General features: G+C 65.4%; 20 protein-coding genes. 15 read left to right on the top strand and 5 right to left on the bottom strand.

Features of this window, described 5'->3' with window-relative positions; all coding sequences use genetic code 11:
* Window positions 1-58: 58 nt before the first annotated feature.
* The 7 genes from accC (at window position 59) to ACS8Y6_RS15010 (ending at window position 7032) form a co-directional block, all read left to right on the top strand.
* Window positions 59-1414, top strand: coding sequence for an acetyl-CoA carboxylase biotin carboxylase subunit (gene accC / locus ACS8Y6_RS15040; protein WP_440849193.1), 1356 nt, complete (start codon window positions 59-61; stop codon window positions 1412-1414).
* Window positions 1415-1422: 8 nt separating this feature from the next.
* Window positions 1423-2322, top strand: a complete 900-nt coding sequence (gene prmA / locus ACS8Y6_RS15035; protein WP_440849192.1) for a 50S ribosomal protein L11 methyltransferase — start codon at window positions 1423-1425, stop codon at window positions 2320-2322.
* Window positions 2323-2388: 66 nt separating this feature from the next.
* Window positions 2389-2652, top strand: coding sequence for a DNA-binding transcriptional regulator Fis (gene fis / locus ACS8Y6_RS15030; protein ID WP_440849191.1), 264 nt, complete (start codon window positions 2389-2391; stop codon window positions 2650-2652).
* Window positions 2653-2721: 69 nt separating this feature from the next.
* Window positions 2722-4317, top strand: coding sequence for a bifunctional phosphoribosylaminoimidazolecarboxamide formyltransferase/IMP cyclohydrolase (gene purH / locus ACS8Y6_RS15025; protein ID WP_440849190.1), 1596 nt, complete (start codon window positions 2722-2724; stop codon window positions 4315-4317).
* Window positions 4318-4401: 84 nt separating this feature from the next.
* Window positions 4402-5145, top strand: a complete 744-nt coding sequence (locus tag ACS8Y6_RS15020) for an SDR family oxidoreductase (RefSeq protein ID WP_440849189.1) — start codon at window positions 4402-4404, stop codon at window positions 5143-5145.
* A gap of 32 nt (window positions 5146-5177) precedes the next feature.
* Window positions 5178-5429, top strand: coding sequence for a hypothetical protein (locus ACS8Y6_RS15015; protein WP_440855910.1), 252 nt, complete (start codon window positions 5178-5180; stop codon window positions 5427-5429).
* Between the two features lie 67 nt (window positions 5430-5496).
* On the top strand, window positions 5497-7032 hold the full coding sequence (locus ACS8Y6_RS15010; RefSeq protein WP_440855909.1) for a UxaA family hydrolase: 1536 nt from the start codon (window positions 5497-5499) through the stop codon (window positions 7030-7032).
* A 20-nt stretch (window positions 7033-7052) separates the two neighbouring features.
* Here ACS8Y6_RS15010 and nanR read toward each other — a convergent pair whose 3' ends face one another.
* Entirely contained in the window at window positions 7053-7769 is a 717-nt protein-coding gene (gene nanR / locus ACS8Y6_RS15005) for a transcriptional regulator NanR (protein ID WP_440855908.1), read from the bottom strand.
* A 575-nt stretch (window positions 7770-8344) separates the two neighbouring features.
* Here nanR and ACS8Y6_RS15000 point away from each other — a divergent pair.
* The 5 genes from ACS8Y6_RS15000 to ACS8Y6_RS14980 all read left to right on the top strand — a co-directional run bounded on the left by ACS8Y6_RS15000 (window position 8345) and on the right by ACS8Y6_RS14980 (window position 14262).
* Complete coding sequence (locus tag ACS8Y6_RS15000; protein WP_440855907.1) at window positions 8345-9439, top strand: sugar ABC transporter substrate-binding protein; 1095 nt, start codon at window positions 8345-8347, stop codon at window positions 9437-9439.
* A gap of 86 nt (window positions 9440-9525) precedes the next feature.
* Window positions 9526-11115, top strand: a complete 1590-nt coding sequence (locus ACS8Y6_RS14995) for a sugar ABC transporter ATP-binding protein (protein ID WP_440855906.1) — start codon at window positions 9526-9528, stop codon at window positions 11113-11115.
* Window positions 11112-12071, top strand: coding sequence for an ABC transporter permease (locus ACS8Y6_RS14990; protein ID WP_440855905.1), 960 nt, complete (start codon window positions 11112-11114; stop codon window positions 12069-12071). Before ACS8Y6_RS14995 ends, ACS8Y6_RS14990 begins: the two co-directional genes overlap by 4 nt.
* A gap of 285 nt (window positions 12072-12356) precedes the next feature.
* Window positions 12357-13331, top strand: a complete 975-nt coding sequence (locus ACS8Y6_RS14985; protein WP_440855904.1) for an ABC transporter permease — start codon at window positions 12357-12359, stop codon at window positions 13329-13331.
* A gap of 22 nt (window positions 13332-13353) precedes the next feature.
* On the top strand, window positions 13354-14262 hold the full coding sequence (locus tag ACS8Y6_RS14980) for an SMP-30/gluconolactonase/LRE family protein (protein ID WP_440855903.1): 909 nt from the start codon (window positions 13354-13356) through the stop codon (window positions 14260-14262).
* 12 nt (window positions 14263-14274) lie between these two features.
* Here the strand turns inward: ACS8Y6_RS14980 and ACS8Y6_RS14975 are convergent, their stop codons facing one another.
* From ACS8Y6_RS14975 to gatC, 4 genes are all read right to left on the bottom strand, one after another.
* Entirely contained in the window at window positions 14275-14688 is a 414-nt protein-coding gene (locus ACS8Y6_RS14975; RefSeq protein ID WP_440855902.1) for a secondary thiamine-phosphate synthase enzyme YjbQ, read from the bottom strand.
* A 257-nt stretch (window positions 14689-14945) separates the two neighbouring features.
* The gene (gene gatB / locus ACS8Y6_RS14970) at window positions 14946-16403 is read right to left on the bottom strand and encodes an Asp-tRNA(Asn)/Glu-tRNA(Gln) amidotransferase subunit GatB (protein WP_440855901.1); all 1458 of its coding nucleotides are present in this window, start codon (window positions 16401-16403) and stop codon (window positions 14946-14948) included.
* A gap of 12 nt (window positions 16404-16415) precedes the next feature.
* Entirely contained in the window at window positions 16416-17858 is a 1443-nt protein-coding gene (gene gatA, locus ACS8Y6_RS14965; protein ID WP_440855924.1) for an Asp-tRNA(Asn)/Glu-tRNA(Gln) amidotransferase subunit GatA, read from the bottom strand.
* Window positions 17858-18145 (bottom strand): Asp-tRNA(Asn)/Glu-tRNA(Gln) amidotransferase subunit GatC, encoded by a 288-nt coding sequence (gene gatC / locus ACS8Y6_RS14960; RefSeq protein WP_424821714.1) that lies wholly within the window; start codon window positions 18143-18145, stop codon window positions 17858-17860. The genes gatA and gatC overlap by 1 nt, the downstream gene beginning before the upstream one ends.
* 290 nt (window positions 18146-18435) lie before the next feature.
* Between gatC and ACS8Y6_RS14955 the strand changes: the two genes are divergently transcribed.
* From ACS8Y6_RS14955 to mreD, 3 genes are all read left to right on the top strand, one after another.
* On the top strand, window positions 18436-19476 hold the full coding sequence (locus ACS8Y6_RS14955) for a rod shape-determining protein (RefSeq protein WP_440849177.1): 1041 nt from the start codon (window positions 18436-18438) through the stop codon (window positions 19474-19476).
* 206 nt (window positions 19477-19682) lie between these two features.
* The gene (gene mreC / locus ACS8Y6_RS14950; protein WP_440855900.1) at window positions 19683-20615 is read left to right on the top strand and encodes a rod shape-determining protein MreC; all 933 of its coding nucleotides are present in this window, start codon (window positions 19683-19685) and stop codon (window positions 20613-20615) included.
* Window positions 20612-21097, top strand: coding sequence for a rod shape-determining protein MreD (gene mreD, locus ACS8Y6_RS14945; RefSeq protein WP_440855899.1), 486 nt, complete (start codon window positions 20612-20614; stop codon window positions 21095-21097). Before mreC ends, mreD begins: the two co-directional genes overlap by 4 nt.
* The last annotated feature ends 76 nt before the right edge of the window (window positions 21098-21173 follow it).

Below are 21173 nucleotides of genomic sequence, written 5' to 3'. Positions count from 1 at the left end.
CCGCGTCGGCGCCGGGTCGCAGCCCGATCCGCGCGACGACCTGACCCGAGGTTCACTCATGCTGGACAAGGTTCTCATCGCCAACCGCGGCGAAATCGCGCTGCGTATCCTGCGCGCCTGTCGTCAGCTCGGTATTCCCGTGATCGCGGCCTATTCCACGGCCGACCGCGACCAGAAGCACGTGCTGCTGGCCGAGGAAGCGGTCTGCATCGGCCCGCCGTCGGCCACGGCCAGTTATCTGAACATGGCCGTGCTCATGAGTACGGCCGAGGTGGCGGGCGCGTCCGCGATTCATCCGGGCTACGGCTTTCTGTCGGAAAATGCCGACTTTGCCGAATCCGTCGAGCAATCCGGCTTCACCTTCATCGGCCCGCGAGCCGAAACCATCCGCCTGATGGGCGACAAGACATCCGCCATCCAGGAAATGATGGCGGCCGGGGTGCCCTGCGTGCCCGGCTCGGGCAAACCGCTGACCGCCGATGATGTCGAGAACCGCGAGATCGCCGATCGCATCGGCTACCCGGTGATCATCAAGGCCGTGGGCGGCGGCGGCGGCCGCGGCATGCACGTGGTCTACGAGCCGGACGACCTGGCCGGCGCGGTCGACATGGCGCGGCGCGAGGCCGCCAGTGCGTTTGGCAATCCGCAGGTCTACATGGAGAAATACCTGGAGCTGCCGCGCCACGTCGAGGTTCAGGTGTTGTGCGACACACACGGCAACGCGATCCATCTGGGCGAGCGCGACTGTTCGCCGCAACGTCGCCACCAGAAGGTGATCGAGGAGTCGCCGGCACCGGGCATCACGCCCGAGCAGCGCGAGCATATCGGCAGCCTCTGCGTGGAGGCCTGCAAGCGCATCGGCTATCGCGGCGCGGGCACATTCGAGTTCCTGTACGAAAACGGCGAGTTCCATTTCATCGAAATGAACACGCGTATCCAGGTCGAGCATCCGGTCACCGAGATGGTCACCGGTGTGGACCTGGTCGCCGAGCAGCTGCGCGTGGCCGCCGGCGAGAAGCTGCGCTACACCCAGGACGATATCGTCATGCGCGGACACGCGATCGAGTGTCGCGTCAACGCCGAGCACCCGGAAACATTCGCCCCGTCGCCCGGCAAGATCACGCAATACCACGCGCCCGGCGGGCCCGGCATCCGCATGGACAGCCACATGTACGCCGGCTATACCGTGCCGCCCTACTACGACTCGCTGATCGGCAAGCTGATCGCCCATGGCGATACGCGCGACGCGGCGCGGGCGCGCATGGATATGGCGCTGTCCGAGATGGTGGTGGACGGCATCCATACCAATCTCGCCCTGCACGAATGGATTCTGAACGATCCGGATTTCGCGGCCGGCGGTGTGTCCATCCACTGGCTGGAAAAGAAGATCCGCGAGCGTCTGGGCAAGGTCTGAGGCACGACATGGCAATAGCCTGGCTTCAGATCACCGCGACCACGCATCGCACGCAACTCGCGGAGGCCGTCTTCGAGCGCTTCGGCGCCGACGCGATCACCGAACTCGATGCCGGCGACGAGCTGACCGTGGAGGAAATACCGAACAGCCAGCCCGCGTTTCAGCGCGCGCGCGTGATCGGCCTGTTCGCCCAGGACACTCCGGCCGAACCCATCGTGGCTGCGCTCGGCGAGGCGCTGGGCGACGACGCAGCGATCGAAACCGACACCCTCGACAACCAGGACTGGGCCAGCGCCTGGCTGGCCGAGCACCCGCCGCTGATCTTCGGCGAGCGCCTGTGGATCGCGCCGCACAGCGCGGCGGTCGATGCCGACGAGGACGCCGTCGTGGTCCGGCTCGACCCGGGCCTGGCCTTCGGCACCGGAACGCATCCCACGACCCGCCTTTGCCTGCATTGGCTTGCCCGCCAGGACCTGGTGGGCAAACGGGTGATCGATTACGGCTGCGGCTCCGGTATTCTCGCGATCGCCGCGGCACGCCTCGGCGCGACCGAAGTGGTCGCGGTCGACATCGACGACCAGGCGGTGCGGGCAACGCGCGAGAACGCGATCCGCAATGCGGTATCCGACCGCATCGCAACCCCGCCCATGGACGCGATCGAAGGCGAGCCGTTCGATATCGTGCTGGCCAACATCCTGGCCAAGCCGCTGATCGAACTGGCCCCCACGCTGACAGCGCTGGCCGCCCCCGGCGCGCCGGTCGTGTTGGCCGGCCTGCTGGCGCGCCAGATCGAGGATGTCCGGGCCGCCTACGAAGCAAGCTTCACGTTCGCGCAACCCGTCCTGGAGGACGGCTGGGCAAGGCTGGTCGGGCAGCGTGCTGTCGCCGCATCCCGACACCACCGATAGTCGCCTTTTGCTGGACGCCGATTGCCGTTATAGTTTCGCGCTGTTCCCACCAGGCTGATGATCCGGATGCGCCATTCCGACGCCGACGATGACAACGCACAGCCGCTGAGTCACTACGTCGGGGCGAGCCTCGACCGTTATCTCGAGTCGCTCAACGGCGGCGCGCCGCCCACGGATCTCTATCGCATGGTGCTCGAGCAGGTGGAGCGCCCGTTGCTCGAACGGGTGCTGGACTACAACCGCGGCAACCAGTCCCGTGCCGCCGCCATGCTCGGCCTCAATCGCGGCACCCTGCGCAAGAAACTGCGCAGTTACAATCTCGATCAATAATCCGCCTCGCGGCGCGCCTCGTCCGACGACCCGCGCCGCGGGTTTTTTGTTTGCCACCATCGCCACGCCATGACTTCGACCCCTTTCGTCGCCCCCATCCGCCGCGCCTTGATCAGCGTCTCCGACAAGACCGGCGTGGCCGATTTCGCCCGCGCGCTGGTCGACAATCACGGCGTGGAAATCCTGTCGACCGGGGGCACCGCGCGCATGTTGCGCGAAGCCGGCGTGATGGTGACCGATGTCGCCACCCATACCGGCGCACCCGAGATCATGGACGGTCGCGTCAAGACGCTGCACCCGAAGATTCACGGCGGCATCCTGGGCCGGCGCGGCACCGACGACCCCGTGATGGCCGAACAGGACATCGCACCGATCGACCTGGTCGTGGTCAATCTCTACCCGTTCGAACAGACCATCGCCAAGCCCGGCACCGACCGCGCCACCGCGATCGAGACCATCGATATCGGCGGGCCGGCCATGCTGCGGGCCGCGGCGAAGAATCACGCCGATGTCACGCTGGTGGTCGACGGCGCCGATTATGCCGCCGTACTCGACGACCTGGCCGCGCATGGCGGCACGCTCGAGGCGACCCGGCAACGCCTAGCGGCCAAGGGATTCGCCCACACCGCGGCCTATGACCGCGCCATCGCGGCCTACCTCGCGGGCGAAGACCAGCCAGCCGGCGCCGGCACGTCCGACGTCCTGCCCGCGCGCCATGCGCCGGTCTACAGCAAGCGCGCCGATCTGCGCTACGGCGAGAATCCACACCAGCGCGCCGCGCTCTATGCCGACGGTCGGCGTACCGAAGCGAGCCTGGTCGATGCCCGCGTCGCCCAGGGCAAGCCGCTGTCCTACAACAACCTGGCCGATGCCGACGCCGCCCTGGCCTGCGTCAAAGCCTTCGATCAGGCGCCGGCCTGCGTGATCGTCAAGCACGCCAACCCCTGCGGCGTGGCCGTGGCGCCCGATCTCACGTCCGCCTATCGACGCGCCTTCGCCACCGATCCGGTCTCCTCCTTCGGCGGCATCATCGCGTTCAACGCCGAACTCGGCGCCGATACCGCCGAGGCGATCACCTCCAACCAGTTCGCCGAGGTCATTCTGGCCCCCGCGATCACCGAAGACGCACTGGCCGTGTTCGCTGGCAAGAAGAACCTGCGCGTGTTGATCACCGGACCCTGGCGAAAAACCGACAATGCCGGTCTCGCCATCAAGCAGATCGCCGGCGGCCTGCTGGTGCAGGACAACGACGACCAACTGCTCGACCGCCGCCAACTCAAGGCCGTGACCCGGATCGAGCCCACCGGCGAACAACTGCAGGACATGCTGTTTGCCTGGCGCGTGGCGAAATACGTCAAGTCCAATGCGATCGTCTATGCCCGCGACGGGGCGACCGTAGGCGTGGGCGCGGGCCAGATGAGCCGCGTGGATTCGGCCCGCATCGCGCGCCAGAAGGCGGCCGACGCCGAACTGGACGTGGCCGGTTCGGTGATGGCGTCGGACGCCTTCTTCCCGTTCCGCGACGGGATCGACACCGCCGCCGAGGCGGGCGTGGCCGCCGTAATCCAGCCGGGCGGCTCGATTCGCGACGAGGAAGTCATCGCGGCCGCCGACGAGGCAGGCATCGCCATGCTGTTCACCGGCATGCGGCATTTCCGGCACTGACCGGGGCCCGCGCGGTCGCGCGTTCGTGGCCGTGAGTGCGATACGCTGGGCGATCGGTTCGCAACAGCCATCGTGGGGACGCATATGACGACGAAGATCGCGCTGGTCACCGGCGCGGGGCGCGGCATCGGCCGCGCCTGCGCCATCGCACTCGACGCGGCGGGTTTCGAACTGGTGCTGACCGGCCGGCGCCAGGCACCGCTGGCCGAAGTCGCCGCCGAGCTGAGCGGCGACCCGCTGGTCGTGCCCAGCGACGTGGCCGATTCGACATCGGTGGACGCCCTGTTCGAACGGATCGAACGACGCTTCGGGCGGCTCGACCTGCTGTTCAACAACGCCGGGCGCAACATACCCGCCACTGAATTCGGCGATATCGACGAGGCCGACTGGCGCGCCCTGGTCGACGTGAACCTGACCGGTTCGTTTCTGTGCGCTCGCGCCGCTTATCGCCTGATGAAGCGACAGGCGCCCGCCGGCGGCCGCATCATCAACAACGGCTCGATCTCGGCGCATGTACCGCGCCCCGGCTCGGCGCCCTACACCGCGACCAAGCACGCCATCACCGGCCTGACCCGGTCGATCAACCTCGACGGCCGGGCGCACGCCATCACCTGCGGCCAGATCGACATCGGCAATGCCGCCAGCGACATGACCGAGGCCATGCCAAAAGGCGTACCGCAAGCCGATGGCCACCTGGCCGCCGAACCGGTGATGGCGGTCGACGACGTCGCGCGCGCGGTCTGCTTCATGGCGGAACTGCCGCCCGAGGCGAATGTGCCGTTCATGACGATCATGGCCAACGGCATGCCCTACATGGGCCGCGGCTGAACGGCGCCGGCGACCCGTCTCGGAGCGCGTTCATGCGCGCCACGTCATCGGGCAGCGTCTCGCCGCCGAACAGGCGGCGCGGATCGAGGGCGATCACCCGCAAGCCGGAAAAGATGCGGCCGAACCCGACAACCCGCGCCCGGTTCGACGTCGCGCCCGCCGAGCGATTGGCAGCGCAGCGCCGCGACTGTCGCGGCACGGGCAACGGCTGCGCGACCCCTCGAGCGTCCGCCCTGATCGCGCACGGCCTGAAACATAGCGCTATTGAATACGCATGGGTATAACAGCTATACCCACGTTTCAGACGGGCTTGCGCGGTCCGGGACAGCAGACCTGAGGAGAGGACACACCATGTCCGCAGCCATCGCCAGTGACAGCCCGACGATTCAACTCCATGCCGACGACGACGTCGCGATTGCGCGCCACGCGATCACGGCCGGTGAAACGCTGGGCGCCGCGGGCGTGACCGCGGTTTCGAACATCGCGGCCGGCCACAAGATCGCCACGCGCGCGATCGTGGCGGGCGAACCGGTGCTGCGCTACGGCCAGATCATCGGTTTCGCCTCTTGCGCGATCGAGGCCGGCGAGCACGTGCACATGCACAACCTGACCATGGGCGACATCCGTCCCGATTATGCGTTCTGCGAGGACGCCCGGCCCACCCGCTTTGTCGAGCAGCCGGCCACCTTCGCCGGCTATCGTCGTGCGGACGGCCGCGCCGGCACGCGCAACTATGTCGCGATCATATCCAGCGTGAACTGCTCGGCGACCGCGGCCCGGCATATCGCCGACGGGTTTCGCTTTTCCGGCGAACTGGACGCCTACCCCGACGTCGACGGCGTGATCGCGCTCACCCATCCGGGCGGCTGCGGCATGGCGGACTCGGGCGAAGGCTTCGAAACGCTCAGGCGCACTTTACAGGGCTATGCCGACCACCCCAATGTGGCTGCCGTGCTGTTCCTGGGGCTGGGCTGCGAGGTGATGCAGGTCGGCGGGCTGCAACGCATCGAGGGATTGCGCGCGATCAAGCCAGTACGCTCGATGACGATCCAGGCCAGCGGCGGCACCCGCCAGACCATCGAGCGGGCCACCGCACTGATCCGCGAGCTGCTGCCCGAGATCAACCAGGCCGCACGCGAGCCGATCCCGGCCTCCGAGTTATGTGTCGCGCTGCAGTGCGGCGGCTCGGACAGCTATTCCGGGATCACGGCCAATCCGGCGCTCGGCTATGCGGTCGACCGGCTGGTCGAACACGGTGGCACGGCGCTCCTGTCGGAAACGCCGGAGATCTACGGGGCCGAGCATCTGCTCACCCGCCGCGCCGTATCGCCGGAAGTGGCCGAGAAGCTGCTCGCCCGTATTCGCTGGTGGGAGGCCTATACCCGCCGCGAAGGCGCGGAAATGAACAACAATCCGTCGCCCGGCAACAAGGCGGGCGGCATCACCACGATTCTGGAAAAATCATTGGGTGCGGTCGCCAAGGGTGGCACCACGAATCTGGTGGATGTGTACCAGTATGCCGAGCGCGTGACCGCCCGGGGCTTGGTCTATATGGACACACCGGGCTACGACCCGGTGGCGGCCACCGGGCAGATCGCGGGCGGGGCCAATCTGGTCTGTTTCACCACCGGTCGCGGCTCGGCGTTCGGCGCCAAGCCCTCGCCCTCGATCAAGCTCGCCACCAACACGACGCTCTACGAACAGCAGCGCGAAGACATGGACCTCAACTGCGGCACTCTGGCGACCGGCGACGAGACGCTGGCCGAGTGCGGCGAGCGCATCTTCGCTCGCATGCTCGAAGTGGCCTCGGGCAAGTCCAGCAAGAGTGAAGAATTCGGCTACGGCGACAACGAGTTCGTGCCCTGGCAGCTGGGTGCGACCATGTAAGACCGCCGGCTCGGCCGGCGCTATTCCCGCTCGCCGGCGCGCATGCGTCGATAAACGCCGTAGTGCTGGTCGAGATGCACGCGCATCGCCCGGTCCGCAGCTTCGGGATCACCCCGCGTGATCGCTTCCAGGATGCGTTCGTGCGCAGCGAGCGCGATGCGATCCTGGCCGGGCTGCTCCAGCGCTACCGCGCGACGATCGTCCAACCATTGGGCCATGGCGTCGTGGACTGCGGTATAGACCGGGTTGTCCGGAATTGTGGCCAGCACGCGATGGAATGCGATATCGGTTCGCTTGAATTCGGCTTCGTCACCGAGCGTTTCGGCATTGGCTGACAACGCCGTGTGCAGCGCCGCGATATCGTCCGGGCCTGCATGTGCAGCGGCGTGTCGTGCCATCGCCGCCTCGAACAGCGCCCGCGCCTCCTGGAAATGGTGCTGGCCATCCACGTTCGACAACAGATGGCCCATGACACCGGACAGGCCGTTCAGCACCACGGCCGGGGTAGGCCGGATCACCCGGGCCCGCGACCCACTGGCCAGCGCGACCAGCCCCATCTTCTCCAACGAGAACAGCGCCTCCCGAATGGTCGGCCGTCCCACACCGAACTGTTCCATGAGCGCCCGTTCCGAGGGCAGGCGATCGCCCGGTTTGAAATACTCGGAAACGATGTCGTGTTCGAGTTGGCGGATGACCTGATCGGATAGTTTGGTCCGTTCGATTTGGTAGCGAGCCATTGGCGTTCCAAACGGCAGCGCCGGACAACCGATGCTGCACTGTGGGTATGTTCAGCCGGTTATTCTATTAACCTGGCACAAAAATAGATGATTTTTCGGGTTAATAGCGCGAGTATGCGACCGCGTGCTCGCCGCGACCATTGGCCGCGAAGACTTTGAAAATAAAAGACGGGCAGGCGCCGGCTTTTATTTTTGAAGGCGTTGAAAGCAGCTGATGAAGTCAGCTGCTTTGATGCCGAATTAACAATCGCCTTGCCGATGCGTGCGCCCCGGCCCAGGCGGGTGCCCGTGCACAGGACTGCCCGTGACCGAGGTCATATTCGAGCCCGGCATCCGCGCCTGTACCACCCAGTTGAGACGACCATGCACAGCCGCTTGCGACCAACCGGCTCGATCACGCGCCTGTCCCTCTGCCCCGTATCGATCTTCGACGAAAGCGTATGTTGCGCATACTCGGTCGCGCTGATAAATCTATTGAGACTGGTATAAAAGGTTGACAGGATATCTTCAAGCCTGCGCCCGCTACGCCAGTCGTGGATTAGAACAAAGACTCGGTCACACCAGAGGAGCGACTCATGAAACGCAGGGATCTTCTTAAACAGGCTGCGGGCGGCCTTGGCTCAGCCATGCTCATGGGCTCGCTTCCCTCGCTGGCCTGGGCCGACAACTCGAGCTGCTACAAGGCCTGGAGCGGCAGCACCCAGACGTTTTCCTGGCCGCATACCAAGAAGCCTCCCTATCGGATCGCGCTGAGCAATTCGTACATCGGCAACGAATGGCGCGCCGAGATGGCGACGATCGCGAAAATGTATGCCAATCGTCCGGCAGTCAAGAAGCTGATCAAGGACTTCAAGAGCTCCAGTGCCGGCAACGACGTCAACGCTCAGATCGCCCAGATCAACCAGATGATCCTGAGCGGCGTGGACGCCATCGTGCTCGATGCCGCTAGCCCGACCGGGTTGAATTCGACCATCGAGAAAGCCGCCAGCGCCGGCGTGCTGGTGGTGTCCTTCGACAACGTGGTGACCACCGACAAGGCGATCACGATCAATCAGGACCAGTTCGACATGGGCAAGCGCTGGGCCGATTTCGTGATCAAGCACACCGGCGGCAAGGGCCATGTGCTCGTGGTTCGCGGCGTGGCCGGCACCTTCGTCGATCAGCAGCGCTACAAGGGCGGCAAGTCGGTGTTCGACAAGCATTCCGGTATCAAGACCACCGAGGTCTACGGCAACTGGGATAACGGCACCGCGCAGAAGGTCACGGCCAATGCCATCGCCTCCGGAGCCCAGTTCGATGCGGTCTGGAGCGAGGGCGGCGACAGCGGCGTGGTCAACGCCTTCAAGCAGCACAACCGCAAGATGCCGCCGATTGCCGGCGAAGCCGAGAACGGTTTCCGGCTCGCCGCCGCCAAGGATGGTTTCCCCATGCTCTCGATCGGCCAATCGGCCGGCCTGGTCGCGCTGTCGATGAAGGTCGCGCTCAGCGTCCTGCAGGGCGAAAAGGTGCCGCAGTCGATCCAGTCGCCGTTGAACGTGGTGACCAACCACAACCTCGAGAAAGGCAAGAACTACTTCACCGGGGTGCCGGACAGTTTCTTCGACGCGGTGAGCGTGCCGGACTGCGGCCTGCACTTCGACGCCAAGCAGGTCTATCACGGCATCGGCTGATCCGGCGATCGCCTGTATTGCGGGCGGGCCCCGAGTGTCCCGCCCGCCCTTCGCGGTTTTTTGTGTAACCGACTGTGAGCGCCCCCATGGCCGATTCATCCGGACCCGGTGCGTCCCACGACGCGCCGGCCCTCGAAGCGAGCGGCATCGCCAAACATTTCGCCGGCACCATCGCCCTCGACGACGCCGACTTCAGCTGTCGTCGCGGCGAAGTCCATGTGCTGCTCGGCGCCAACGGCGCCGGCAAGAGCACCCTGGTCAAGATCCTGTGCGGGGTGCAGCCGCCCGACGCCGGCACGATTCGTCTGTCCGGCGAGCCGGTGCAGCTCCGCAACCCGATCCGGGCCGCCGAACTCGGAGTGGCCGCCGTGTTCCAGGAGCTGTCGCTGGCTCCGCATCTGACCGTGGCCGAAAACATCATGCTCGCGCACGAACCGACCGGGCCGCTCGGCCAGATCCGTGGCCGCGAACTCCGTCGCCGCGTGACCGATCTGTTCGAACAGATCGGCATCGATCACATCAAACCCAATACGCTGACCGGGCGGCTGACGCTGGCCGATCAGCAGCTGGTCGAAATCGCCAAGGCCCTGTCGCACGACCCGAAGACGCTGATCGTCGACGAAGGCACCTCGGCGCTCGGCCGGGAAGAAGTCCGGCGATTGTTCGATCTGCTGGGCCGGCTGCGTGAACGCGGCACGGCGATCATATTCATCTCGCACCGGATGGCCGAAGTCCGCGAGATCGCCGACCGGCTGACCGTGTTCCGCAACGGTACCAACGTCGGCACGGTCGATGCCGCGGACATGGACGAGAGCCATCTGGTGGAACTGATGCTCGGCGAACGCATCGAGCAGTCTTTTCCCGACCGGGCACCGCAACCGGCCGACAAGGACCCCCTGCTAGACGTCGCGAACCTGAGTGCCGGCGAACTGCTCCACGACATCAGTTTTCAGCTGCGCCGCGGTGAGGTACTGGGCGTGGCCGGCCTCGAGGGTCAGGGTCAGGGCGACCTGCTGCTGGCGCTGTTCGGGATGGTGCGGCGGCTGTCCGGCGAAGTGCGGGTGGCCGGCAAGCCGGTACATCTGGGTTCGCCCTGGAAGGCGATCCGGGCCGGATTCGCGCTGATTCCGGAGGACCGCAAGACCCAGGGGCTTCTGCAGCCGCTGTCGCTGCGCGAAAACATCGTGCTCGCCAGCCTGAAGGTTTTGAGCCGTGGCGGCCTGATCGACCGCGCGCGCGAGCGTCGTACCGCCGAGGAAGGCATGCAGCGCATGGAGATCAAGGCCGCCAGCATGGAAACGCCGGTGGCCGCGCTGTCCGGCGGCAACCAGCAGAAGGTGGTGATCGCCAAGTGGCTGGAGACCGGCGGCGATATCTTTCTGTTCTACGACCCGACCCGCGGCGTGGATGTCGGCACCAAGCGCGCGTTCTACGAACTGATCGGCGAACTGGCGCAGGCCGGCAAGGCGGTCCTGCTCTACAGCACCGAATTGTCCGAACTGGTCGGCGTCTGTCATCGCGTACTGGTCATGAACGACCGCCGCATCGCCGAGACGCTGGAGGGCACGGACATTACGGAAAACGCCATCCTCGCCGCCTCGCTGGGCGTTCGGGAGCACGCCGGCACCGAGTCTGCGTCCGCCGCCGCCCATCGGAATACCGGAGCCGCCTCGTGATCGTCGAACGCTATTACAGTTCCCTGACCGCCATCATCGGCCTCGTGCTGCTGGCCATCCTATTCGCCTATATCCAGCCCATGATCCTGTCGCCGTTCGGCGTGACCATGTCGGTCAATCAGGGCACCACGCTCGCGCTGGCCGCCCTGGCCCAGCTCGTGGTGGTGTTGACCGGCGGTGTGGATCTGTCGGTCGGCGCGATGGTGGGACTGACCAATGCGATCGCGGCGACCTACATGGGCACCCACCCGGCGATCGCCACCGCGGTGCTCATCGGCACCTTGTTCGCCGGCACCCTGGCCGGCTTTGTCAACGGGCTGATCGTGGCCTACGGGCGCATCCAGCCCATCATAGTCACCCTGGCCACGCTGTATATCTACACCGGCATCGGGCTGCTGGTCCGCCCGCAGCCGGGCGGGACGGTGCCCGGCGGCTTCGCCAACGCGCTGACCGGTTCCTGGGGCTACCTGCCCTACGCGCTGATCCTTCTGCTCGGGGTCGTCGGCCTTGCCTGGGTGCCGCTGATGCGCTCGCGGCTCGGCCGCGCGATCAAGGCCATCGGCGACAACCGCAGCGGGGCGCGCGTGTCCGGCATCTCGGTCGCCCGGACCGAGCTCTGGGCCTATACCGCCGGCGGCTTCTTCGCGGCCTGTGCCGGCATTTTCCTCACCGCCCAGACCACCTCCGGCGATCCGACCATCGGCACCAGCTATACCCTGAACTCTGTGGCCGCCGTGGTGTTCGGCGGCGCAGTACTCGGTGGCGGACGCGGCATCGCCCTCGGCCCGATCTGCGGCGCCTACTTTCTCTCGCTGCTGATCAGCGTGCTGTTCGCCAGCGGCGTATCGCCCTTCTATCAGAACCTGCTGCAGGGCGCGATCCTCGTCATCGTGCTGGCGACAGCCAATGTCTGGCGGCTGCGCACGCGGCACTGGCTCAACGTGATGTCCAATTAGTGTCCTGTCATGGGTATTTTGTCGCATTCAGCGAGGCGGCGCGCGTTCGTGGCAAGGCGCGACGCGCCGGCCAGGGCATCCCCCTGGCCAAGCGGCGCAACGCCGTCCACGGGCGCGCGCCGCCTCGCCCCATACCCCATATCCCGAAGGGAACGCCTGTGCGGGCCCACCACCGCGTTGCGCTCCTTTGCCATAGGCTCGCTATGGCGCAGTCGCGCGCCTTGTGCTAGGCCCGCACAGGCGTTCTGAATACGACAAAATACCCATGACAGGACACTGGCCGATATGAACAACGCATCCGAATCCAAACGCGCGGTGGCCCTGCCGTCCTGGCTGTTCCAGGGCGTGACGATCTCCTACATCCTGCTGGTCGTGCTGTTCGGGGTCGCCGCGGCGATCAATCCGCACTATGCGTCCTGGGACAACATCCGCAACCTGCTGCAGATCGGCGCCTTCATCGGCGTGATCGCGGTCGGCCAGACGCTGGTCATCATCACCGGCCAGATCGATCTGTCAGTGCCGTGGAATCTGACCTTCTCGGCGATCCTGATGGCCACCCTGATGAGCCACGGCACCAGCACCCCGGTGGCCATCGCCGCCGCGCTGGCCTCGGGCACGCTGGTCGGCCTGTTCAACTCGATCGGCACGGCGATATTCCGTATCCATTCGCTGGTCTGGACGCTGGGCACCAACGCGCTCATGCAGGGCGCGACGCTGGTCTATACCCATGCCCAGCCGCCCAAGGTGAATGTGCCGCCCTTCGTAAGGGCCCTCGGCGCCGGCAACCTGTGGGGCATTCCGGTGCCGCTCCTGGTGTGGATCGTGGCCGCGATATTCGCGCTGGTGATACTCCACCGGACACGCTTCGGCCGCTATCTGTATGCCATCGGCAACAACGAGTCGGCCCTGTTCCTGTCCGGTGTGGACAGCCGCAAGGTCTATCTCGGCGCCTACGCCATCTCCGGCTTCTGTGCCGCGCTCGCCGGCATCATGCTCACCGGCTATTCGTCGCAGACCTATCTCGGCATGGGCAGCGGCTATCTGCTGGTGCCGGTGGCCGCGGTGATCATCGGCGGCACCAATATCATGGGTGGCTCCGGCGGCTATCTGGGTTCGATTTCCGGCGCGATGATCGTGGTGCTGCTGCAATCGGTGCTGTCGACCGTCCAGATCCAGGAGGCCGGCAAGCACATCATCTTCGGCTCGATCATCATCATCCTGCTGCTGCTCTATGGCCGCGAGAAACTCAGCACCCACTGATTCAAACCGAGGACATCGAGCGATGGGCAATACGGTCGAATATCTCGATCCGCGTTTCCACGATATGACCCAGCCGAACGCCCGGCTCGAGCGGCTGCATACCGGCTCGCTCTGGTGCGAAGGGCCGGTCTATATCGCCGATACGGATGTCGTTCTCTGGAGCGATATTCCCAACGACCGCATCCTGCGCTGGACACCGGCCGGCGATGTCGGCGTATTCCGCCAACCGAGCCGGCATGCCAACGGCCATACCCGCGACCGCCAGGGGCGACTGATCAGCTGTGAACATGGCGGCCGGCAGGTCACGCGTACCGAGCACGACGGGCGCGTCACGGTACTGGCCGACCGCTACGACGGCGGCCGGCTGAACTCACCCAACGACGTGGTCGTGGCCGCGGACGACAGCATCTGGTTCACCGACCCGCCCTACGGCATCCTGAGCGACTACGAAGGCCACAAGGCCGAATCGGAACAAGCGGGCTGTTTCGTCTTCCGGCTCGACACGGAGTCGGGCGAACTGACGGTCGTCGCGGACGATTTCGTACGGCCGAACGGGCTGGCTTTCTCACCGGACGAAGGCACGCTCTACATTTCGGATACGTCACGCTCGCACGACCCGAACGGTTATCATCACATTCGCGCCTTCGACGTGATCGCGGGCCGCCGATTGGAAAATTCGCGCGTGTTCGCGGTGGTCGAGCCGGGTGTGTCCGACGGCTTTCGCGTGGATACCGACGGCAATATCTGGACCAGCGCAGGCGACGGCGTGCAGTGCTTTGCGCCGGATGGCAGGCTGCTCGGCAAGATCCACGTCCCCGAGACCGTGTCCAACCTGACATTCGGCGGGCCGCGCCGCAATCGATTGTTCATCACCGCCAGTCGTTCGCTGTATGCGATCTACGTGGCCCAGAACGGCGCGCAGTGGCCGTGAAACAGCCGTCGGCTAGCCAGCCGAGGTGAGCGTGACAACGACCTGACGCGAATGCCGCGAACTGCGGTGTTCGTAGAGATAGATGCCCTGCCAGGTGCCGAGATTGAGCCGGCCGCCGGTGATCGGCACGGTGACGTCCATGCCGGTGAGAATCGAGCGGATATGGCCGGGCATATCGTCCGGGCCTTCCATGGTGTGCACATACATCGGATCGCCGTCCGGCACGGTGCGGCGCATCCAGGTCTCGACATCTTCACGCACGGTGGGATCGGCATTTTCGCAGATCATCAGGCTGGCCGAGGTGTGCTTGATGAACACATGCGCCAGCCCGGTCTCGATGCCCGCCTCGCGCACGACGGCGTCGACATCGCGCGTGATATCCCGCGTCGAACGGCCAGGCGTGTCATAGGTCAGCGTCTGTTGCATGGCTTCAAGGGACTCCAGAATACTGCGCTACAGGCTAACGCGCCCGGCAAATCCTGTGTGCCGGATCGACTCTCTTATCTCCCGCGCAGAAAATGTCGCTGGAAAGTGCAATTTCCGTAAGACAAGTCCGCAAATGAACGCTAAAAACGCAAATGAAGTCATAATTTTTAGATATGAACTTTCGTTCACCGAACCGCTTCGTTCAATGTTTTATTTGCGCTCATTCGCGTTCATTTGCGGACTGCAAACAGACCGTCCTAAGCCATCGCGTTGAGTTTCTCGACCATCATCTGGTTGACTTCCTTGGGATTGGCCTTGCCTTTGGAGGCCTTCATCACCTGGCCGACCAGGAAGCCGACGACCTTGGTCTTGCCGTCCAGATACTGCTGCACCTGATCGGGATTGTTGGCGATCGCTTCGTCGACGAACGACTCGATGGCGCCGGTGTCGGTGATCTGCTTCAGGCCCTTGGCTTCGATGATGGCGTCGGCCGAGTCGCCCTCGCCCGCCACCAGCGCGTCGAACACCTGCTTGGCGATCTTGCCGGAGATGGTGTTATCGTCGACGCGCGCGATCAGCCCGCCGAGTTGGGCGGCGCCCACGGGCGCCTCGCCGATCGACAGACCGTCGCGGTTCAGTACACCCGCCAGTTCGGTGCTGATCCAGTTGGACGCGGGTTTGCCGAGCTTGGCTTTATCCGAACCGGCGGCGGCAACGGTCGCCTCGAAATAATCGGCCCAGACGCGCGAGGCGGTGAGCGCGGCCGCATCGGCCGTGGACAGCCCGTATTCGGCCTCGAACCGCTCGGCCTTGGCGCCCGGCAACTCCGGCATATCGGCACGCACCGTTTCGATGAACGCCGCGTCGATGGCTACCGGCAACAGGTCCGGATCGGGGAAGTAGCGATAGTCGTGGGCTTCTTCCTTCGAGCGCATCGAGCGCGTCTCGCCGGAATCCGGGTCGAACAGGCGCGTTTCCTGCACGATCGTGCCGCCACCCTCGATCACGTCGATCTGGCGCTCGATCTCGAACTCGATCGCTTTTTCCAGGAACCGGAAGGAGTTGACGTTCTTGGTTTCGGTGCGCGTACCGAATTCGGTCGAACCGACGGGCCGCACCGACACGTTCGCATCCACCCGGAACGAGCCTTCGGCCATATTGCCGTCGCAGATGCCGAGATAGGTCACCAGCGAATGCAGCTTGCGCGCATAGGCTGCGGCCTCGGCGGCGCTCGCCATTTCCGGCTCCGACACGCATTCCACCAGGGGCGTGCCCGCACGGTTCAGATCGATGCCGGTGGCGCGATCGAACGCATCGTGCAGCGACTTGCCGGCATCCTCTTCCAGATGCGCCCGGGTGATGCCGATGCGCTTGGCCGCACCCTCGCCCACCGTGATGTCCAGATGGCCGCCCGCCACGATCGGCAGTTCGAACTGGCTGATCTGGTAGCCCTTGGGCAGGTCGGGATAGAAGTAATGCTTGCGCGCGAACACCGATCTCGGCGCGATATCGGCGTCGATGGCCAGGCCGAACAGGGTCGCCATGCGGATGACTTGTTCGTTGATCACCGGCAGCACGCCGGGCATGGCCACGTCGACCGCATTGGCCTGGGTGTTCGGCTCGGCGCCGTAGGCCGTGGGCGCGGTGGAGAAAATCTTGCTTTCGGTCGCGAGCTGGATATGCACTTCCAGCCCGATCACGGCTTCCCAGTTCATGGCTTGCCTTCCTTACTCGAAACCCGGCGGGCGGCGGGTGTGCCAGTCCGTGGCCTGCTGGTAGCTATGCGCGGCATTCAGCAGACGACCTTCCTCGAACCAAGGCGCGATCAGCTGCAGCCCGACCGGCAATCCGTCGACGAAGCCGGCCGGCACCGACATGCCGGGCACCCCGGCCAGACTGGCGGGCAGCGTGTAGACATCGTTCAGATACATCGCGACCGGATCGTCGACCTTTTCGCCGATCGGGAAGGCCGGCGCCTGGGTCACCGGCGCGGCGATCAGATCCACCTTGGCGAAGGCATCGTGGAAGTCGCCCGCGATCAGCCGCCGGGTCTTCTGTGCCTTCAGGTAATACGCATCGTAATAGCCGGCCGACAGCACGTAGGCCCCCATCATGATGCGGCGCTGGACCTCGGGCCCGAAGCCCTCGGCTCTGGAGCGGGTATACAGATCGTCCAGATCGACCGGATCGGCGCAGCGATAGCCATAGCGCACGCCGTCGAAGCGCGCCAGATTGGACGACGCCTCTGCCGGTGCGATCACGTAGTAGGTCGACACCGCGAGATCGGTATGCGGCATATCGATTTCCACCACATGCGCGCCGAGCGCCCTCATCTCGCCAATCGCGGCCTCGATCACCGCACGGCTGCCGGCTTCCAGACCCTCGGCGAAATATTCACGCGGCAAGCCGATCGTCAGGCCGGCGATATCGCCGGTAAGCTGGCTGGCGTAATCCGGCACATCACGCTCGACACTGGTGGAATCGCGGGTGTCGAAACCGGCCATGGCGCCCAGCACATGCGCGCAGTCCGCCGCCGAGCGCGCGAAACAGCCGCCCTGATCGAGGCTGGAGGCGAACGCGATCATACCGTAGCGCGAAACCCGTCCGTAGGTCGGCTTGATCCCGGTCACACCGCAGAACGCCGCCGGCTGGCGGATCGAGCCGCCGGTGTCAGTGCCGGTGGCCGCCGGCGCCAGGCCCGCGGCCACCGCGGCGGCCGAGCCGCCCGACGAGCCGCCGGGCACATAGTCGAGGTGCCACGGGTTTTTCACCGCGCCGTAGAAACTGTTCTCGTTGGACGACCCCATGGCGAATTCGTCCATGTTCGCCTTGGCCAGCGTCACCGTGCCGGCCGCCTGCAACCTCTCCACCACGGTGGCATCGTAAGGTGCGATGAAGTTATCGAGCATGCGCGAGGCGCAGCTTGTCTTCACGCCGCGGGTGCAGAAGATGTCCTTGTGAATGATCGGCAGGCCGGCCAGCGCGCCGGCGGCACTCGCATCAAGCGCCGTCGCGCGTTCGCGGGCGGCCTCGTCGGTGCGTGTGATCAGCGCATTGAGCGTCCCGGCATGGGCCTCGATCCGATCGAGATAGGCCTCGGCCATCTCCGCCGCGCTCAGCTCGCCGGCCGCGCGCGCCGCAATCAGTTCGGCGATGGAGCGTTCGTGGATCATTCGATCACCTTCGGCACGCGATACAGCCCTTCGGCGGTGTCCGGCGCGATGGCCTGAAACGCCTCGCGATCGACCGTGGCCTGCGCCACGTCCGGGCGCAGGCGCGCGGTCAGATCCAGCGGGTGGGACATCGGCTCGACATTATCGGTATCGGCGGATTCCAGATGATCGACCACATCCAGTATGCTGGACAACTGGGTCGCGTACTCGGCGATGGCGCCCTCATCCAGCCCCAGTCGGGCCAGGCGGGCGACCTTGCGCACGTCATCGGCGGTCAGGCTCACGGCGGTAATCTCGTCGTTTGGATTCGTTTACGGGCGCGGCGGCCGCGCGGCGGCAGAACGTAGCATAATAACGCTATCCGCGGTCATGGCTCATCCCGCGCCCACCTTTTCAGTGGGATATGAGCGGTCGAGCGTTGCCGCGCCCGCGCGCCGTTGCTAGCATTGCGCACCTTTAGAGGGACCTTCGACCTGTTCGCGATCGGATCCGGGGCCGAAGGTGGTTTGCATCGACGCCCGTCGATGTCAGGTGCGCGCTACGCGCGTCATATTTGCTGTGCTCGGTGAGCCTCATGCTGGAAAACTTTCGCGGCCTGTTCGTCAACGATCTCTCGATCGATCTCGGGACGGCCAATACCCTGGTCTATGCGCGCGATCGGGGCATCGTGCTCAACGAGCCCTCGGTGGTGGCGGTGCGCACCGACACCCGCGGCGGCAAGCGCATCGAGGCGGTCGGCACCGACGCCAAGCGCATGCTCGGGCGCACACCGGCGTACATCAGCACGATCCGGCCGCTCAAGGACGGTGTGATCGCCGACTTCACGGTCACCGAGAAGATGCTGCAGCACTTCATCCGCAAGGTGCACCGCAAGCGCTTCCTGCGGCCGATGACGCGCGTGCTGGTCTGTGTGCCGTACGGTTCGACCCAGGTCGAGCGCCGTGCCATCCGCGAGTCCGCCTCCAATGCCGGCGCGCGGCGCGTGTACCTGGTCGACGAGCCCCTGGCCGCGGCCATCGGCGCCGGCATCCCGATCAGCGAGGCGCGCGGCTCGATGGTGCTCGACATCGGCGGCGGCACGTCGGAAGTCGCCGTGATCTCGCTCAACGGCATCGTCTATGCCGAATCCGTGCGCACCGGTGGCGACAAATTCGACGAGGCGATCGTCAATTACGTGCGCCGGCAATACAACATGCTGATCGGCGAAACCACCGCGGAATCCATCAAGCACCAGATCGGCACCGCCTTCCCGGGCCACGAGATCAAGGAGATCGAAGTGGTGGGCCGGCACATGTCGGCCGGCGTGCCGCGCAGTTTTACGCTCAATTCCAACGAAGTGCTAGATGCGCTGCAGGAGCCGCTGTCCAACATCGTCTCGGCGGTCAAACTAGCGCTGGAGTCCACGCCGCCGGAGCTGGGCTCGGACGTGGCCGAACGGGGCATCGTGCTGACCGGCGGCGGCGCACTGCTCGCCGATCTGGACAAACTGCTGTCGGAGGAGACGGGCCTGCCGGTGATCGTCGCCGACGACCCGCTGACCTGCGTGGCCCGCGGCGGCGGCATTCTCCTGGAGATGATCGATCGCAAGTCGGGCGCACTGTTCGCACTCGAATAGTCGACGTTGCATGGGCCCGCCCTGCGGGCCTAACTTTGGTGCGATGCCGGACCGTCGGCTGTCGCCATTCGCTCCCCCGGGACGAGCCGTCTTGACTCGATGAGCCAACTGTTACGCGTTGTTGCCCTGATTGAACGCCCCGCCCGCGCACGACCACGCCGGGCCGCGGACGATCAACGCTGGCCGGCGGCCGGGAAGTCGCGCTAGTGCTCGGGCTGTCCGACGACGACAAACCACGTTTTCTGGGCCGCCGGATCGCGCCCGGGCTGAAGCTCGTGGCGATCACGATCATTTCCATCGTGCTGATGATGGTCGACAACGCGCACGACAGTCTGTCGTCGGTGCGCGGCGTGCTTGCGGTCGCGCTCGAGCCGGTCCAGACGGCGGCCGAAATACCGGGCGACGCCTCGAATTACCTCAAGAACTACTTCGATCGCGGCGACCTGATCCAGAAGAACAAGCAGCTGTCGCAGAAGGTGCTGCTGCTTCAGGGCCGACTGCAGCAGCTGGCGGCGCTGCAGGCGGAGAACGAACGCATCCGCGCCCTGCTGGCCTCGGCCAGCTCGATCGATCAGAACGTGCTGATAGCGCGGATACTGTCGGTCAGTCCCGATCCGTATCGCCAGTACGTCAAACTCAACAAGGGCAGTTCGGACGGCGTGTTCGTCGGCCAGACCCTGGTCGACGCCCATGGCATCATGGGGCAGGTGACCAATGTCACGCCGCTGGACTCGCGCGCGATCCTGATCAGCGATCCGAACAATGGAATCCCGGTCCAGATCAACCGCACGGGGTTGCAGACCATCGCCCAGGGCACCGGCAGCTCGGAGGCGTTGACGCTGCCGTTTCTGCCCAACAACGCCAACGTCAAGGTCGGCGACCTGCTGGTGTCCTCCGGGCTCGGCGGACGCTATCCGGCGAACTATCCGGTGGCCAAGGTCACGCGTGTGGTGCATCGTCCGGGCCAGGAATTCCTCTCCGTGACGGCCCGGCCAACGGCCCATCTTGATCGCGGGCGCGAGGCCCTGCTGGTCTGGAACACGACTGATCACACACAATCGACACCGGATAATGCCGGCAAATCGGGCAAATCCGCCGGGAATAACGGCGATGGCGCCAGCGGCACGCCCGGGCAATGATCATCAATCAACGCGTCAGTGGTCTGCTGATCGTGGTCAGCCTGGCCGTCTCTCTGGTGGTCACGTTGTTGCCGATGCCGGCAGCCATTGCCGCCGCTCGACCGGCGTTCTATACCATGACGGTGCTGTTCTGGACCGCGAACCAGCCCCGTTGCTTCGGGCCGGTCGCGGCCTGGTTCGCGGGACTGGCGATCGACGTGCTCTACGGCACGCCGTTTTCCGAGCACGGCCTGGCCATGGCGGTCGCCGCCTATGTCGTGGTCAAGGCGCGCGGGTTGTTGTGGAGTTTTCCGCTGATCCAGCAGGGCCTGCTGATGCTGCCGGTATTCGCCCTCTACGAGTTCGTTCTGTTCTGGATTGACGGGGCGTCCGGGCTGGACGTAAACCAGTGGTGGCGCTGGCTTCCGGTACTGTCCTCGGCGGCGCTCTGGCCGATCTGGGCGTTTGTTCTGGAACGGATCGCCGAATTAGAGGTCGGATAGTCCACAAGGGGTACCACCGGGCCGCTACGGCATGTCTTCGAACGCGCCGCGGCGGCCCCATGCCGAACATCAGGAT

The sequence above is a fragment of the Salinisphaera sp. RV14 genome (assembly GCF_052044135.1).
Classification (GTDB): Bacteria; Pseudomonadota; Gammaproteobacteria; order Nevskiales; family Salinisphaeraceae; genus Salinisphaera.
Note: the sequence above shows the minus strand (reverse complement) of the source record. Positions and strands in the feature narration are given on the sequence as shown.

Coding starts and splice junctions, on each gene's coding strand:
- accC (WP_440849193.1), top strand. CDS start 59: ATGCTGGACAAGGTTCTCATCGCCAACCGCGGCGAAATCGCGCTGCGT.
- prmA (WP_440849192.1), top strand. CDS start 1,423: ATGGCAATAGCCTGGCTTCAGATCACCGCGACCACGCATCGCACGCAA.
- fis (WP_440849191.1), top strand. CDS start 2,389: ATGCGCCATTCCGACGCCGACGATGACAACGCACAGCCGCTGAGTCAC.
- purH (WP_440849190.1), top strand. CDS start 2,722: ATGACTTCGACCCCTTTCGTCGCCCCCATCCGCCGCGCCTTGATCAGC.
- ACS8Y6_RS15020 (WP_440849189.1), top strand. CDS start 4,402: ATGACGACGAAGATCGCGCTGGTCACCGGCGCGGGGCGCGGCATCGGC.
- ACS8Y6_RS15015 (WP_440855910.1), top strand. CDS start 5,178: ATGCGCGCCACGTCATCGGGCAGCGTCTCGCCGCCGAACAGGCGGCGC.
- ACS8Y6_RS15010 (WP_440855909.1), top strand. CDS start 5,497: ATGTCCGCAGCCATCGCCAGTGACAGCCCGACGATTCAACTCCATGCC.
- nanR (WP_440855908.1), bottom strand. CDS start 7,769: ATGGCTCGCTACCAAATCGAACGGACCAAACTATCCGATCAGGTCATC.
- ACS8Y6_RS15000 (WP_440855907.1), top strand. CDS start 8,345: ATGAAACGCAGGGATCTTCTTAAACAGGCTGCGGGCGGCCTTGGCTCA.
- ACS8Y6_RS14995 (WP_440855906.1), top strand. CDS start 9,526: ATGGCCGATTCATCCGGACCCGGTGCGTCCCACGACGCGCCGGCCCTC.
- ACS8Y6_RS14985 (WP_440855904.1), top strand. CDS start 12,357: ATGAACAACGCATCCGAATCCAAACGCGCGGTGGCCCTGCCGTCCTGG.
- ACS8Y6_RS14980 (WP_440855903.1), top strand. CDS start 13,354: ATGGGCAATACGGTCGAATATCTCGATCCGCGTTTCCACGATATGACC.
- ACS8Y6_RS14975 (WP_440855902.1), bottom strand. CDS start 14,688: ATGCAACAGACGCTGACCTATGACACGCCTGGCCGTTCGACGCGGGAT.
- gatB (WP_440855901.1), bottom strand. CDS start 16,403: ATGAACTGGGAAGCCGTGATCGGGCTGGAAGTGCATATCCAGCTCGCG.
- ACS8Y6_RS14955 (WP_440849177.1), top strand. CDS start 18,436: ATGCTGGAAAACTTTCGCGGCCTGTTCGTCAACGATCTCTCGATCGAT.
- mreD (WP_440855899.1), top strand. CDS start 20,612: ATGATCATCAATCAACGCGTCAGTGGTCTGCTGATCGTGGTCAGCCTG.